The 14,020-nt window shown below is 69.4% G+C and carries 15 protein-coding genes; 1 reads left to right on the forward strand and 14 read right to left on the reverse strand.

Annotated features, from left to right (window positions below; all coding sequences use genetic code 11):
* Nucleotides 1–94: 94 nt before the first annotated feature.
* The 7 genes from EAT49_RS06930 to EAT49_RS06960 form a co-directional block, all read right to left on the reverse strand.
* Nucleotides 95–1,372 carry a hemolysin family protein gene (locus EAT49_RS06930; RefSeq protein WP_123641572.1) on the reverse strand — a complete coding sequence of 426 codons (1,278 nt, stop codon included), beginning with the start codon at nt 1,370–1,372 and terminating at the stop codon, nt 95–97.
* Nucleotides 1,373–1,469: 97 nt separating this feature from the next.
* Nucleotides 1,470–2,438: a DUF6635 family protein gene (locus EAT49_RS06935; RefSeq protein ID WP_246003781.1), complete on the reverse strand. Its 969-nt coding sequence runs from the start codon at nt 2,436–2,438 to the stop codon at nt 1,470–1,472.
* A gap of 141 nt (nt 2,439–2,579) precedes the next feature.
* On the reverse strand, nt 2,580–3,299 hold the full coding sequence (locus EAT49_RS06940) for a sulfate/molybdate ABC transporter ATP-binding protein (protein ID WP_123641573.1): 720 nt from the start codon (nt 3,297–3,299) through the stop codon (nt 2,580–2,582).
* A 15-nt stretch (nt 3,300–3,314) separates the two neighbouring features.
* Nucleotides 3,315–4,178 carry a sulfate ABC transporter permease subunit CysW gene (gene cysW / locus EAT49_RS06945; protein WP_425459514.1) on the reverse strand — a complete coding sequence of 288 codons (864 nt, stop codon included), beginning with the start codon at nt 4,176–4,178 and terminating at the stop codon, nt 3,315–3,317.
* The gene (gene cysT / locus EAT49_RS06950; protein WP_123641574.1) at nt 4,171–5,010 is read right to left on the reverse strand and encodes a sulfate ABC transporter permease subunit CysT; all 840 of its coding nucleotides are present in this window, start codon (nt 5,008–5,010) and stop codon (nt 4,171–4,173) included. The genes cysW and cysT overlap by 8 nt, the downstream gene beginning before the upstream one ends.
* 3 nt (nt 5,011–5,013) lie before the next feature.
* A complete protein-coding gene (locus tag EAT49_RS06955) occupies nt 5,014–6,207 on the reverse strand; it encodes a sulfate ABC transporter substrate-binding protein (protein WP_123641575.1) in 1,194 nt (397 codons plus the stop codon).
* Between the two features lie 177 nt (nt 6,208–6,384).
* Entirely contained in the window at nt 6,385–6,852 is a 468-nt protein-coding gene (locus EAT49_RS06960) for an RrF2 family transcriptional regulator (RefSeq protein WP_123641576.1), read from the reverse strand.
* Nucleotides 6,853–7,023: 171 nt separating this feature from the next.
* Here EAT49_RS06960 and EAT49_RS06965 point away from each other — a divergent pair, with 171 nt between their 5' ends.
* A complete protein-coding gene (locus tag EAT49_RS06965; protein ID WP_123641577.1) occupies nt 7,024–7,515 on the forward strand; it encodes an Lrp/AsnC family transcriptional regulator in 492 nt (163 codons plus the stop codon).
* 58 nt (nt 7,516–7,573) lie between these two features.
* Here EAT49_RS06965 and EAT49_RS06970 read toward each other — a convergent pair whose 3' ends face one another.
* From EAT49_RS06970 to EAT49_RS07000, 7 genes are read right to left on the reverse strand one after another with little or no spacing between them, the layout of a single operon-like run.
* Nucleotides 7,574–8,569 (reverse strand): ABC transporter ATP-binding protein, encoded by a 996-nt coding sequence (locus EAT49_RS06970; RefSeq protein WP_123641578.1) that lies wholly within the window; start codon nt 8,567–8,569, stop codon nt 7,574–7,576.
* Between the two features lie 2 nt (nt 8,570–8,571).
* Nucleotides 8,572–9,399: a carbohydrate ABC transporter permease gene (locus EAT49_RS06975; protein ID WP_123641579.1), complete on the reverse strand. Its 828-nt coding sequence runs from the start codon at nt 9,397–9,399 to the stop codon at nt 8,572–8,574.
* Complete coding sequence (locus EAT49_RS06980; protein ID WP_123641580.1) at nt 9,396–10,265, reverse strand: carbohydrate ABC transporter permease; 870 nt, start codon at nt 10,263–10,265, stop codon at nt 9,396–9,398. Before EAT49_RS06980 ends, EAT49_RS06975 begins: the two co-directional genes overlap by 4 nt.
* Before the next feature lie 55 nt (nt 10,266–10,320).
* On the reverse strand, nt 10,321–11,619 hold the full coding sequence (locus tag EAT49_RS06985; RefSeq protein ID WP_123641581.1) for an extracellular solute-binding protein: 1,299 nt from the start codon (nt 11,617–11,619) through the stop codon (nt 10,321–10,323).
* Between the two features lies 1 nt (nt 11,620).
* Nucleotides 11,621–12,475 (reverse strand): ROK family protein, encoded by an 855-nt coding sequence (locus EAT49_RS06990; RefSeq protein WP_123641582.1) that lies wholly within the window; start codon nt 12,473–12,475, stop codon nt 11,621–11,623.
* Nucleotides 12,472–13,152 carry an N-acetylmannosamine-6-phosphate 2-epimerase gene (locus EAT49_RS06995; protein WP_246003782.1) on the reverse strand — a complete coding sequence of 227 codons (681 nt, stop codon included), beginning with the start codon at nt 13,150–13,152 and terminating at the stop codon, nt 12,472–12,474. Before EAT49_RS06995 ends, EAT49_RS06990 begins: the two co-directional genes overlap by 4 nt.
* A 49-nt stretch (nt 13,153–13,201) precedes the next feature.
* A complete protein-coding gene (locus EAT49_RS07000) occupies nt 13,202–13,978 on the reverse strand; it encodes a GntR family transcriptional regulator (protein WP_123641583.1) in 777 nt (258 codons plus the stop codon).
* Nucleotides 13,979–14,020 lie beyond the last annotated feature (42 nt).

The raw sequence follows: 14,020 nt of genomic DNA on the forward strand, positions 1-14,020 counted from the left end.
CGCCCGGCAGGCTCTCCGCCGGCAGGCCCTGCGCAGGGGTGCCGGCAGCGCGGGGCGACCGTTCCGCGGCGGACAGGGGCGGCGGGGGTGCGCCTCAGGTCGCCCGCATGACGAGAAGCTTGTCGATCCTTCGCCCGTCGAGATCCACGACCTCGATGGTCCAGCCCTGCAGATCCATCCGCTGTCCGACCTCGGGCAGCTGTCCCATGCCGTCCAGAACGAGGCCCGCCACGGTTTCGTAGTCGCGCCCCTCGTCGAGCTGCAACGACAGGAGGTCCGCGAACTCGTCCACGGGCATCCAGCCCGCGACGAGGTAGGAGCCGTCCTGCCGGACGACCACCTTGGGTTCGTCCGCGGCGTTGTCCGGAAACTCGCCGGCGATGGCCTCGAGCACGTCCATGGGGGTGATGATGCCCTCGAAGTGGCCGTATTCATCGTAGACCAGCACCATGTGGGCCGGTGCTGTCCTGAGCCGGTCCACGACCTCGAGCGCGCTCTGTCCGTCCCGGACCACGGGCGCCTCGCGCAGCAATCCCCGCAGGTCGAAGGGCGCGTCCATCAGGGCGGGTGCCAGCATGTCCCGTGTGGTCAGGACGCCGATGACGTTGTCGGGCTCCCCCTCCCAGACCGGCAGCCGCGACCTGCTGAGCGCGTGCAGCTGTTTGAGGAGGTCCGCCCTGTCGCTTCCGGCCTCGAGCGTCGCCACTTCGTGGCGGGGCGTCATCAGACCGCGCGCCGTCCGGTCCGCGACCCGCATGACGCCTGCGATCATCCGGCTTTCGGCCTGTTCCATGGCACCCGAACTCGTCGCCTCGGCGACGATCAGGCGGACCTCCTCGTCGCTGACGCCCGTCGACTGCGATCTCGACTGGCCGAGCAGGGCAAGCACGGCCTTGCCCGACCGGTCCAGCACCCACACGAGCGGGGCCGCGACGCGGGCGATCCCGGCCATCATCGGCGCGACGCGCGCGGCGACGGCTTCGGGTGCTCGCAGGGCGATCTGCTTGGGGACCAGTTCGCCGACGATCAGCGAGAGATAGGTGATCGCCACGACGACCGTTCCGACGCCCAGGGATTGCGCGAGCGCCTGCGACATGCCGGCGTCCGCGAGGGTCGCCGCAAGACGCGCGCCCAGGGTCGCGCCGGAAAACGCGCCCGCGAGAATGCCGACCAGGGTGATGCCGATCTGCACGCTGGACAGGAAGCGACCGGGATCCTCTGCCAGTCGCATGGCGGTCGCGGCCCCGCGGCTGCCCTTGTCCGCCAGAAGCTTCAGACGCGCGGGCCGGGACGAGACGATGGCGAGTTCGGACATCGCCAGCAGGCCGTTGATCAGCGTCAGAAGGATGACGATCGCAATCTCGAGGTACATTTTCTCCAACTCTTGCCGGGTGTTCCGGCCATGTGACGAAACGAGGGTGTATCCTGTCGCGGCGTCGGTTGCCATGGGCCTCCGCTCGCGCGGGCCATCAGTTCCTGAGGATGCGGACAGCGCTCGCTGCGGCGTCCCAGAGGTCGAGGACGCGGGCATAGACGTGTTCGCGCGCGACGAAGGGCCTGTCGCCCTGCCCGGCGAGCTCTTCCTCCACCGCATCCAGCAGGCGTTGCAGGCGCCTGCGGTGAATGCCGAGACGGCCCTGCACGGGATCCGCGAGGATCCCCGCGAAGGCGGCGACGACGGAGCCGATCATCACCAACCCGGCCACCGTCGCTCCCACCAGCCACGGGGAGGCATCGACCGCGAAGGTGCCGTACCACATCCCGCCGAGCGTCTGGCCGAGCGGGAACGTCGCGATGGCGTTGGTGCGGGCCATGGCGTCGGCCACGCCCGGCGCCATCGAGATCATGCCCGGCGTCAACGCCTGGAAGGCCACGGCCCCGAAGGCGAGGACACAGAGGGCGGTGGTCATCTCCGCGACGGCCGACCGGGTGCCGGCGTGTTCGCCCAGGGTGCCCGCGATGCGCTGGGCAAGGGCCTCGGCCTCGGCGGCGCTCGCGCGTGAGCGGATCATCTCGCGAAACTGCGGCGCGGTCAGGACGGCGCGCGCCAGTGCGTCACGGTCCCGGGCGGCGCCCCTCGGATCGAGCGGCAGGTCGAGGATCTCGGTCGCGACAAGCCTTTCGACGCGCCGGCCCACGGAGGTTCGCAGCAGGACCCGGCGTCCGGCGAGCCAGGTGGCGGCCCCGCGCCAGCCTGCGCGGCGACATCCCCAGGCGGTGATTCGGGTCAGCACGAGAACCGGCGAAAGTGCGACGTTCACGGGGGCCCGCAGGATGTCCCACCCGAGGGCCGCGGCATGGAGCCGGAGCGTTCCGGGCCATTCGAAGTGCCGCGCGACGAACCCGTCGATCCTCGTCCGGCGACTGTCGAAGTCGTCACGGCAGGCCGTGCCGCAGGGTCCGTCGGGGGGCAGCGCGTTGGCCGATGATGAGTCCATGGCGGCGACCCACCATCTCCTTTCCGCAAGCGCCTCGAGCGCGGTTGAACCTTCGACCTCGGATGTCGTCGCGGGATGGCGCGACTGCAAGGGTCCGGGGGCGGTTTCTTTCGCGGCGGCGATCGTGCCGCGGACACCTGGTCAGGCCGCGGTGAAGTCCCGCACGAAATCGCTTGCGGGCGTGGCGCGGATCTCGGCCGGCTTGCCGACCTGCTCGATGCGACCCATCGACATGACGACGACCAGATCGGCCAGTTCCATCGCCTCTTCCTGGTCGTGGGTCACGAAGACGGTGGTGAGGCCCGTGCGGTCGTGGATCTCGCGCAGGCCCTGGCGCAGTTCCTTGCGCACCTTGGCGTCGAGCGCGCCGAAGGGCTCGTCCAGCAGCAGCATCCGCGGCTCGATGGCGAGCGCGCGGGCCAGCGCCACGCGCTGCCGCTGCCCGCCCGAAAGCTGGTTGGGATAGCGGGTGCCGATGTCGGGGAGCTGGATCAGGTCGAGAAGCCGATTCACGCGTCGGCCGATCTCGCCCTCGGTCGGGCGCTCCTTCCGGGGCCGCGCGCGCAGTCCGAAAGCGATGTTCTCGAACACCGTCATGTGCCGGAAGAGCGCGTAGGACTGGAAGACGAAGCCCGCGCGACGCTCCTGCACGCTCAGGCCCGTGGCGTCCTGCCCGCCGAAAAGCACCCGGCCGGAGGTCGGAAACTCCAACCCGCCGAGCACGCGCAGGAGGGTGGTCTTGCCCGAACCCGACGGACCCAGCAAGGCCACCAGCGCGCCCGAGGGGATGGAGAGCGACACGGGATGCAGCGCCCGCGTGGTGCCGAATTCCTTGGCCAGCTCCTCGATCTCGATGTTCATGGGACAGGTCCTTTCTCAATGACGCCGCGTGGCCGCCAGCAGGTCCGCATGGCGCCATTCGAGCAGGGATTTCAGGAGGAGGGTCAGGAGGGCGAGCATCGCCAGGACCGCGGCGAGCGAGAAGGCCGCGACCGAGAGGTATTCGTTGTAGAACATCTCGACCATGGTGGGCATGGTCGCCGTCTCGCCCCGGATCTTGCCCGAGACGACGGCCACCGCGCCGAATTCGCCCATGGCACGCGCGTTGCAGAGAAGCACGCCGTAGAGCAGCGCCCAGCGGATGTTGGGCAGCGTCACCGTGAAGAAGATGCGCCAGCCCGAGGCGCCCAGCGTGAGCGCGGCCTCTTCCTCGGCGCGGCCCTGTTCGATCATCACCGGGATCAGCTCGCGCGCCACGAAGGGGAAGGTCACGAAGAGCGTGGCGAGCAGGATGCCCGGAAAGGCGAAGACGATGCGCATGTCGTTCGCCATGAGCCAGGCGCCGAGCGACGAGTTCGCGCCGAACAGGAGCACCAGCATCAGGCCCGCGACGACCGGAGAGACCGAGAACGGCAGGTCGATCAGGGTGATGAGGAAGGCCTTGCCGCGGAAGTCGAACTTGGCGATGGCCCAGGCGGCGGCGATGCCGAAGACCGCGTTCAGGGGTACGGCGATGGCGGCGATGGTCAGCGTCATGCCGATCGCCGCGCGTGCATCCGGCAGAGACAGGGCGGCAACAGCCCCGCGCCAGCCCTCGGCCAGCGCCTCCACGAAGACGGTGACGAGCGGGGCGAAGAGGAAGAGCGCCACGAAGACGATGGCGAGACCGATCAGGAACGCGCGGGCGAGCACCGGTTCCGTGGTGACGGGCACCGGGGGCAAGAGGGCGATGTCAGACAAGACCGATCCTCCGTCTGCTCCAGATCTGGATGGCGTTGATGGCGAGCAGCATGGCGAAGGAGATCACGAGCATCGCGATCCCGATCGCGGCGGCGGCGTCGTAATTGTATTCCTCGAGCCGGATCACGATCAGGAGCGGCGCGATCTCGGTCACGCCGGGAATGTTGCCCGCGATGAAGATGACCGAGCCGTATTCGCCCACCGACCGCGCCAGTGCGAGCGCGAACCCCGTGAGCAGCGCGGGCGCGAGACTGGGCAGGATCACCCGGCGCAGGGTGTAAAGGCGTCTGGCGCCGAGCGTGGCGGAAACCTCTTCGAGGTCTGGCTCCAGCTCCTCGATGACCGGCTGCACCGTGCGCACCACGAAGGGCAGCCCGATGAAGACCAGCGCGACCCAGATCCCCACCTCGTTATAGGCAACCTGCAGGCCCAGCGGCGCCAGCGCCTGCCCGAAGACGCCGTTCGGGGCGTAGAGTGCCGTCAGCGCGATCCCCGCCACCGCCGTCGGAAGGGCAAAGGGCAGGTCCACGGCGGCGTCGATGAAGCGGCGGCCCCAGAACCGGTAGCGCACCAGCACCCATGCGAGCAGGAGCCCGAAGACGAGGTTGAGGAGCGATGCGATGAGGGCCGCGCGAAAGGACAGGGACAGCGCCGACCAGATCCGGCGCGAGTTCACCATGTCCCACAGCTCGGCTGGGCCGATCATCAGGCCGCGGCCCAGAAGCGCCGCGATGGGAAGAAGGACCACGATGGAGAGCATCGTCATCATGATCCCGAAGCTCAGCCCAAACCCCGGCAGGGGTGAGGGCGAGCGGAGGATGCCCGCCCTCATGGCCTATTCCTCGTAGATCTGGTCGAAGATGCCGCCTTCGCCGAAATACTCGGGCTGAACGACCGGCCAGCCGCCGAAATCGCCGATGGTGACGAGCTCGAGATCCGGAAAGCGCGCCGCATCCTCGGGGTCAGCCAGGGAGCTGTCCCAGGCGCGGTAGTAGTGGCGGAGCGCCAGCGCCTGCGCCTCGGGACTGTAGAGATGCTGAAGATAGGCCTCGGCCGCCGCGCGCTGCGTATCGGAGGTGATGTTGCCGTCGACCATCGCCACCGGCGGCTCTGCGAGGATCGAGACCGAGGGCACGACGATGTCGAAGGCATCCTCGCCAAGTTCCGCAAGCGCGAGGAACGCCTCGTTCTCCCAGGCGAGCAGCACGTCGCCGATGCCGCGCTGGGTGAAGGTCGTCGTCGATCCGCGCGCCCCGGTATCCAGCACCGGCACGTTGCGGTAGAGCGCCCCCACGAACTCGGCCGGATCGAGACCGTTGCGTTCGGCATAGGCCCAGGCGGCGAGGAAGTTCCACCGCGCGCCGCCGGAGGTCTTGGGGTTCGGCGTGATGACCTGCACCCCTTCTGCGACGAGGTCGTCCCAATCCTCGATGTTCTTCGGATTGCCGTCGCGCACCAGGAACACGATGGTCGAGGTGTAGGGCGAGGAGTTGTGCGGCAGGCGCGACTGCCAGTCGGCCGGCAGCTTGCCGGTGCGCTCGGCGATCTGGTCGATGTCGGCCGACAGCGCCAGCGTCACCACCGTTGCATCGAGCCCGTCGATCACCGCCCGCGCCTGCGCTCCGGCGCCGCCATGGGATTGCTGGACGGTGACCGGCGCATTGCCTTGCGCGGTCCACCACGCGTTGAAGAGCTCGTTGTATTCCCGGTAGAACTCCCGCGTCGGATCGTAGGAGACGTTGAGGATCCCGACGCTCTCCTGTGCCTGCACGGGGGTCGTCCCGCCGAGGGCGAGGCCGAAGGCGACGACAGTCGCGAGCAGGCCGCCGCGGACATGCCCGCCCGCCAGCGCCTTGCAGACCGCGGCGCGGAAGTCCGCAATACGGACCTCCGGCGGGTCGTCGGCCGGGACCGGGCGGCCCGACAGTCGCGCATGGCCTGCGTCGATCTCGATACGGCCGTCACCGAAACTTCGGATGAAGGTGCCCTGGGCGAGCGCATGCGCGCCGATCCGGATGGTACGAAACATGGCCTGTCCTCTGCTGATGCCTGTCGAACTCTCGTGCCAGGTCGGCGGGGCTGCGCGGCGGGCGCGGAGTGCCCCGCCCGATCGTGCAGCCAGCGCCGCCTGACATCTAAATAACGACAGGCTTAGTCGTGTTTGCAAAGGAATAATCACGCTCTTTTTGGTCGTGATTTCGGAAGATCATTCTCCGGCGGCGGGGTCCGGCAGCCCGAAGCTCTCGAGGGACCGCGCATCCCTCTGAAGATCGGCGACCGTCAGCGATTCGATCATCAGGATGTAGGTCGCGTAGAAGCTGCCGAAGACGGCGCGCACCCGGCAGGTCTGTTCGTCCTTGCAGTCCTCGCAGCGCTGATAGGCCTTGCGCGACAGGCAGGGAAGCGGGGCCATGGGTCCGTCGATCAGGCGCAGAACCTCGGCCAGCGAGACCTTCCTCGGCTCCTTGATCATCTCGTATCCGCCCTTGCGCCCCCGGCGGCTGCCGATCAGGCCGGCGCGCTTCAGATCGAGCAGGATGTGCTCGAGGAACCGTTTCGGCGCACCTGACCGCTCGGCGATCTCCTCGATGCGCAAGGCGGCGGCATCGCCCGCCTTCTCGTCGGCGAGTACGGTCAGCGCCTTGAGGGCATACTTCGTCTTCTGCGTGATCATCTGGCGAACAGGGGTCCGGAATGTGCGATCAACAAGATCGACATTATCAGGATCGGCGGGAAAAGCGACATCGGGATGAAACACGATAAACCCTGTCAACTTTTAGTGGAAACATGTCATCCTGCGTCCGACTCGGCGCCCGGCTTCAGCCGGGGAGTGGGAGACGGCGCGATGAACCTTGACCGGATCGACCTGAAGATCCTCGACATCCTGCAGCGCGATGCGACCGTCCCGGTCGCCCGGATCGCCGACGAGGTCGGCCTTTCGCAGACGCCCTGCTGGAAGCGCATCCAGAAGCACGAGGAGGCCGGGGTGATCCGCTCCCGTGTCGCGATCCTCGACCCGGACGCGTTCGGCCTGGGCATGACGGCCTTCATGATGATCGAGGCCGCGGAACAGACGGCGGACTGGCGAAGGGACTTTCTGTCCGTCGTCGAGAGCCTCGAGCCCATCCGGGACATCTATCGCCTGGCGGGCAGCTTCGACTTCATGCTGCGCGCGGTCGTGTCGGACATGGCGGCGTTCGACAGGCTCCATGCGGAGCTCACCTCCCGGATCCGGCTGCGCAGCGTGAACTCGGTATTCGCGCTCGAACGCGTGAAGGTCTCCACGGCCCTTCCGATCTCCGGCCTGCCGCCGTCGCAGCGCCCTGCTCGTCCCTGAACGGGCCGGACGACGGCAGTCAGGGACAGGACCGTCCCGAGTCCGATCCGCGCCGGTGCTAGCCGATCCGGAGGCCGGCCCGGAAGCGGTGGAGGGTGCCGGGGTCGTAGCCGAGAGTGAGGGTCTCGCCGGGCACCATGGGGGCGCGGCCGGGGAGGCGGAGGGCGAGGCGGCCGATCTCCCCGACATCGACATATCCGATCGTGTCGACGCCCAGGTATTCCACATGCGCCACCGTCCCGGTCCAGGGTCCGGAAGGATCGGCGCGGAGGTGCTCGGGGCGGATGCCCAGGGTCTCGGCGCCCTCGGCCTCGGCGGCCGCGCCGCGAACGAGGTTCATCGACGGGGCGCCGAGGAAGGTGGCGACGAACTCGGTGGCGGGCCGCTCGTAGAGGTCGGCGGGCGGGCCGACCTGTTCGATCCGGCCGGCATTGAGCACGACGATCCGGTCCGCCAGCGTCATCGCCTCCACCTGGTCGTGGGTGACGTAGATCATCGTCGTGCCGAGTTTGCGGTGCAGCGCCGCCAGTTCGATCCGGGTTTCGGCGCGGAGGCTGGCGTCGAGGTTCGAGAGCGGCTCGTCGAAGAGAAAGGCCGCAGGCTCCCGCACGATGGACCGGCCGATGGCGACGCGCTGGCGCTGGCCGCCCGACAGATCGGAGGGACGGCGGTCGAGCAGCGGCTCGAGGCGCAGCATCCGCGCGGCCTCGGCGACCTTGCGCGCGACCTCGGCGCGCGGCAGGCGGGCGGTCTCGAGGGCGAAGGCGATGTTCTCGCGCACGGACATGTGCGGATAGAGCGCGTAGGACTGGAACACCATCGACAGGCCCCTGTCGTAGGACTCGAGCGCGGTCACGTCGCGGCCCGCGATGCGGATGCGGCCGGCGCTCACCTCCTCGAGCCCCGCGATCAGGCGCAGGAGCGTGGACTTCCCGCAGCCCGAGGGGCCGACGAGGACGCAGAATTCGCCCTCGGCGATGTCGAGGCGGATGTCGCGCAGGACCTCCACCTCTCCGAAGGATTTTCCGACGCCGTCGAGCTCTACCGTTCCCATCTCTATCCCTTCACCGCGCCGCCGAGCATCGAGCCGCCTATCCGGCGGTACATGACCACGCCCAGCACGAGGGGCGGCAGGGCCGCCACGATCATCACCGCCGCCGCCACGCCCCATTGCACTCCGCCGCCCGAGGTGGCGAAGAAGAAGGACGCGCCCACGGTCACGGGCACCGCCTTCTGAGTGGTCAGCATCAGCCCGAAGAGGAACTCGTTCCAGGCGGTGATGAAGCCGAAGATGAAGGTGGTCAGGAAGGCCGGCCGGCAGAGCGGCAGCACGACCCGGCGCAGGATGCGCGGCAGGCGCGCGCCGTCCATGCGGGCGGCCTCCTCCAGCTCCAGCGGGATCGCCTGGATGGCGTTCACGATCAGCAGGAAGGCGAGCGGCAGGTTCACCACGGCGAGGATCAGGCCGAGGCCGACCCGCGTGTCGAGAAGCCCGAGCGTGGCATACATGATGTAGAGCGGGATCGCGAAGATGATCAGCGGCAGCGCGCGCAGGTTGACCACGAGCGGAAACAGCACCGCCCGCCCGGTGCCACGCCGGGCCAGCGCCCAGGCGACGGGAAAGCACAACAGGATGGGCAGGATCGCCCCGATCAGCGCGGCGGTCAGGGAATTGAAGAGATAGGCATAGATGTTGAGCCGGTCGCTGACCGTCAGGACGATGGCGAAGTTCTCCAGCGTCGGCGACTCGATCCAGAGGGAGGGGTTGCGCGTGACCTCTCCGGGCGGCTTCAGCGCGGTCACCAGCGTGGCGAGGATGGGGAAGTTCATCACGAAGGCCGCGACGGCGAAGACGGCCCAGCGCAGGACGGAATGGAGCTTCATGCCGCGCGCCTCCGCCGGCCGAGGCGCTGGGCCAGGGACAGGAGCGTGAAGGCCGCGCCGAAGAGCAGGATCGCGGCGGCGAGCGCGCGGCCGATGTCGCCCTGCCGGAGGAAGGCCTCGTAGATGTAGATGGACATGGAGGTGGTGATCCCGCCGGGCCCGGAGCCCACGAGCGTGTAGATGTTGTCGAAGACGCGGAAGCCGTCGATGAACCGGATGAAGAGCGCGATCCAGAGCGTCGGCATCAGGAGCGGCAGCTCGATCTTCCAGAAGAGCCGCCAGGGGCGGGTGCCGTCCACGCGGGCGGCCTCGGCCACGTCCCGGGGCAGGGTCTGGTAGGCTGCGAGGAGCAGCAGGAAGGCGAAGGGCGTCCATTGCAGCGTCTCGGCCACCACGACGGTGGCGAAGACGTTCCGCGCATTGAGGAACGCGGGGCTCCAGCCGAACCACTGCCACATGTAATGGGGGATCGGACCGGCGAATTCGTGCAGGGACAGGCGGTACATCAGCCCCATCATGGCGGGGGCCACGACCATGGGCATGATCAGCACGGCCACCGTCCAGCCGTGCCGCGCAATGAGCGGAGCGAGGTAGACCGCAAGGAAGAGCCCCAGTGCGCATTGCAGCACGGCGGTGATGACGCCGAATCGCAGGGAGAACCAGGCCGCCTGCCAGAAGCGGTCGTCGGCGATGACCCGGGAGAAATTGTCGAGCCCGGTGAAGCTGGGGCTGCGGAGTGTCTGGAAGGTCGTTTCCGACAGGCCGTAGACCACGCTCAGGATCACCGGAAAGCCCAGGATCGCCAGCAGGAACAGCACCAGCGGCGCTGCCAGGACGGCGGTCTCGCGGCGGGTGTGTCTGGGCATGAGGGCTCCGGCGGAGGGGTCGGGGCCGGCGGGAGGGCCGGCCCCGGTCAGGGGATCAGTTCAGCAGCTCGTCCATCGAGGCCGTCACGTTGGCGATGGCGGTGTCGAGGTCCTGGGTCCCGGCCCAGTAGCCGGTGAACTCCTGCGCCTGGGCCTCGTAGACCGAGAGCGCGCTCTCCGACGTGGCGCCGTTCATGACGAAGCCGTAGTTCGAGGCATAGTCACCCACCTGCACCAGGTCGGGACGCTCGTCTGCGAGGGCCTGCGCGGTGTCGCCGGCAAGACCGGGCGCGCCGCCCGAGCGGGCATAGGCGAGCGCCGCCTCCTCGGTGGACAGCCATTCGAGGAAGGCACGGGCGCCGTCCTTGTTCTCCGCCGCGGCGTTCAGGCCGAGGCCGAGGCCGTGGATATGGGTGAAGCGGCCCTCGGGGCCGGCGGGCGGCGCGATGGCCACCGTCTCGGGCTGGGCGCCGGTCAGTTCGGTCGCCGCGGCGTTCCACTGCACCATCGCCGCCACCTGACCGGAGGAGAAGGCGGTGTTGGCCTCGGCATATTCGTAGGAGGTGGAATCGGGCGGGGTCGCGCCCGCGTCATAGAGCAACTTGGCCGTCTCCAGCGCTTCGCGCCAGGCCGCGCTGTCCATGGTCAGGGCGCCCTCGGCATCCATCCAGTCCGCGCCGTAGGACCGCGGCCAGGAGTGGAAGACCATCATGTTGAACAGAAGGTTCTTCATCTGGATCACGGTGCCGTAGCGCGTGGGGCTGTCCGGGTTCACCGACTGGCTGAAGTAGAGCGCGTTGGCGGCGAAATCGTCCCAGGTCCACTCCTCGGGGGATTTCGGCGCGAGACGCTCGCCAAGGAATTCCTCGGAGATGTCGCCATAGAGCTCGGCGGCGGCCTCGTCGGCCAGCAGCGCCTCAATCAGGTCACCGCGGTAGTAGAGGAAGTGCAGCGAGAGGTCGGTCGGCACGCCGTATTGCTCTCCGTCGAACTGCATGGTCGAGAGCACGGTCTCGCCGAAGACGTCCTGGGCCTCGTCCGAGAGGGTGATCGGCTCCATGAAGGGGGCGTAGCGGCCGATGGAATAGGTGGCGATCAGGTTGGCGTCGAAGGCGGTAGATCCGGCGGCGAGGTCCACCTGCAGCTTGTCGAAGAAGCCGTCGCGGGAGGTGAAGAGAAGCTCCACCTTGTCCTCGTCGGCCACGTCCTCCCGGGCGTTGTACATCTCCGCGACGGCGCGCAGGGCGGTCTCCTCCGGCCCACCGGGCCAGCCGAGCACGGTCACCTGCGCCGCGGCGGGACCGGCGAGCAGCGCCGCGGCGAGGGCGGCCCCGGTCAATCTGTGTCTGGTCATGTCAGTCACTCCCTGTTTTCAGTTCGGTTGCGAGTGCGGCCATTCCGATGATCCCCGCCTCCGGCCCCAGTGCCGCACGGGCCAGGGTCGGTCGGACAGGCGGGGGGAATTGTCCGAGGATCGCTGTCACCCGGTCGAGAAAGCCGGGGGCGAGGCCCACACCGCCGCCGAGGACGATCACCTCCGGGTCGAGCAGGCATTGCAGGTCCGCGCAGAGTCGCGCGAGGCGGGCGGCGGACAGCGCCACGATCTCCTCCGCCCAGGGCGCGCCCACGGCCGCGGCGTCGAACACAGCGCGGGCGTCCGACGGATGGCCGGCAGCGGCGGCGGCGGAGGCGATCCAGGTGCCCGAGGCGAGGTTTTCCACCGGCCCGCCGTCGAGGGCCATCTGTCCGACATGCCCCGCAAGACCGCCGCGCCCGGTCAGGAGTCGGCCGTTCAGCACGACGCCGCCGCCGATGCCGGTGGAGACGGTGAGAAACACCATGTCACGGCCCGCCCCCGCGCCGTGGCGGTATTCGCCCCAGGCCGCGGCCTGGGCATCGTTGGCAAGGGCGGCATCGAGGCCCAGCGCCTCGCGGGCGCGGGCGGCGAGCGGAAAGCCCTCCGGCACCGCAAGCGTCTTTCGGTTCATCGCGGACCAGCGGCCGTCATGGACGCGGCCGGTCACGCTGAGGCCCGCTGCAGAATAGCGGCCCCGCCAGGGCGCGGACAGTGCGGCGATCTGGGTGAGCCAGGCCTCTGGGCCGCCCTCGCGGTCGGTCTCGGTCCGGGACCGCGCGATCACCTCGGCCCCCGCAACGAGCGCGGCGAGGATCTTGGAGCCCCCGAGGTCGATCGCGAGGGTGGCGGTCATGGCGCTCCCTCTTGCCGTGCGTCCGCGATGGCGCGGGCGAACCAGCCGGTGACATGCTCGGGCCGGGTGATGGCGGAGCCCACGACCACGGCATCGGCTCCGGCCCGGATCGCGGTGGCCGCATCTGCAGGAGCGTGATAGCGCCCCTCGGCGATGACGAAGGCGCCGGTCTTGGCCAACCGGGACACGAGGGCCAGGTCGGGGCCCGACGGCACCTCGCCGCCGGTATAGCCCGAGAGCGTCGAGCCGAGGATAGCGCAGCCCAGCGCCGCCGCACGCGCGCCGTCTTCGGCGGTGGCGCAGTCGGCCATGGCCAGCGCGCCGGCGTCGTGGATCGCGGCGACCAGGGCCTTGAGTGGATCGGGGCGGGCGCGGTCCGTGGCGTCGAAGGCGACGATGTCGGCCCCCGCCCCGGCGAGCGCGCGGGCCTGTTCGGCGCGAGGGGTGATGAAGACGGTCCCGTCGTCCGCTTCGGTCTTCAGAAGGCCGATGACCGGCGCGTCCGTGGTGGCGCGGACCGCGCGCAGGTTCTCGAGCCCCTGGATACGCAGGCCGGCCGCGCCGCCGTCGAGCGCCGCGCGGGCGAAGGCCGCCACGATGGCGGGGGTGTCCATCGGCCCTCCGATCACCGGCTGGCAGGACACGATCAGGGCGCCCTTGAGCTTGTCGAGAATCACGATGTCCCCTCTGCGTCGGGGACAGGGTGTCCGATGGCGCTATCTGGTATCAAGCCATTTCTGACTGGTATGTACCATTCTGGGGCTGAAGTTCCGTGAGGAAATCGTAGCTTTCGCCGTCATAGCGGGTCTCGGTGAACTCCACCGGCCTGCCGTCGGCGAGAAAGCAGCGGCGCTCGACGATCAGCAGCGGCGCGCCGGGGCGGCTGTCGAGGAGCTCCGCGTCGCGGCCCGACATCAGACCCGCGCGAATGCGCTGAGCGCCGCGCACGGGGGGCGTTCCGCCCTCGGCGAGGATCGCATAGAGGGAATCGCCCACCAGCCCCGGGTCCGGCAGATAGGCCAGCGGCACCGCGGCACGCTCTATGGCGATGGGATGCCCGTCGGCGAGGCGGACCCGTTCGAGCCGCGCGATCTTCTCTGCAGGCGCAAGATCGAGGGCCAGGGCCTCGGAGGGTGCGGGCAGGACGACTTGCCGCGACAGCCAGCGCTGGCCTGGCCGCATGCCGCGGTTACGCAGCTCGTCGGAAAAGCCGGTGAGGCTGGAAAGCCGTTTTTCCAGCCGCACCGCGGCGGCGCTGCGGGCGCCCCTCCGGCGCAGCACCAGCCCCTCGGCGGACAGCTCGTCGAGCGCGCGGCGCACGGTGACGCGGCTGATGCCAAGCTCCCGCGCCAGCCGCCGCTCGCTCGGCAGGCGGGTGCCGGCGGGGCCCTGGCGCAACTCGCGGGCCAGCAGATCCGACAGGCGGCGGTAGATCGGCCTTCGGTCCGAGGGCGAGACCTCCGCCAGCGCCGCCCCGATCCGCGCGATGAGGTCCTCGGCCATCCGTCGCTCCTGCCAGTCCGGCCTGGTACATACCAGTCCGGC

The sequence above is a fragment of the Histidinibacterium lentulum genome, assembly GCF_003789055.1.
Taxonomy (GTDB): Bacteria; Pseudomonadota; Alphaproteobacteria; order Rhodobacterales; family Rhodobacteraceae; genus Oceanicola; species Oceanicola lentulus.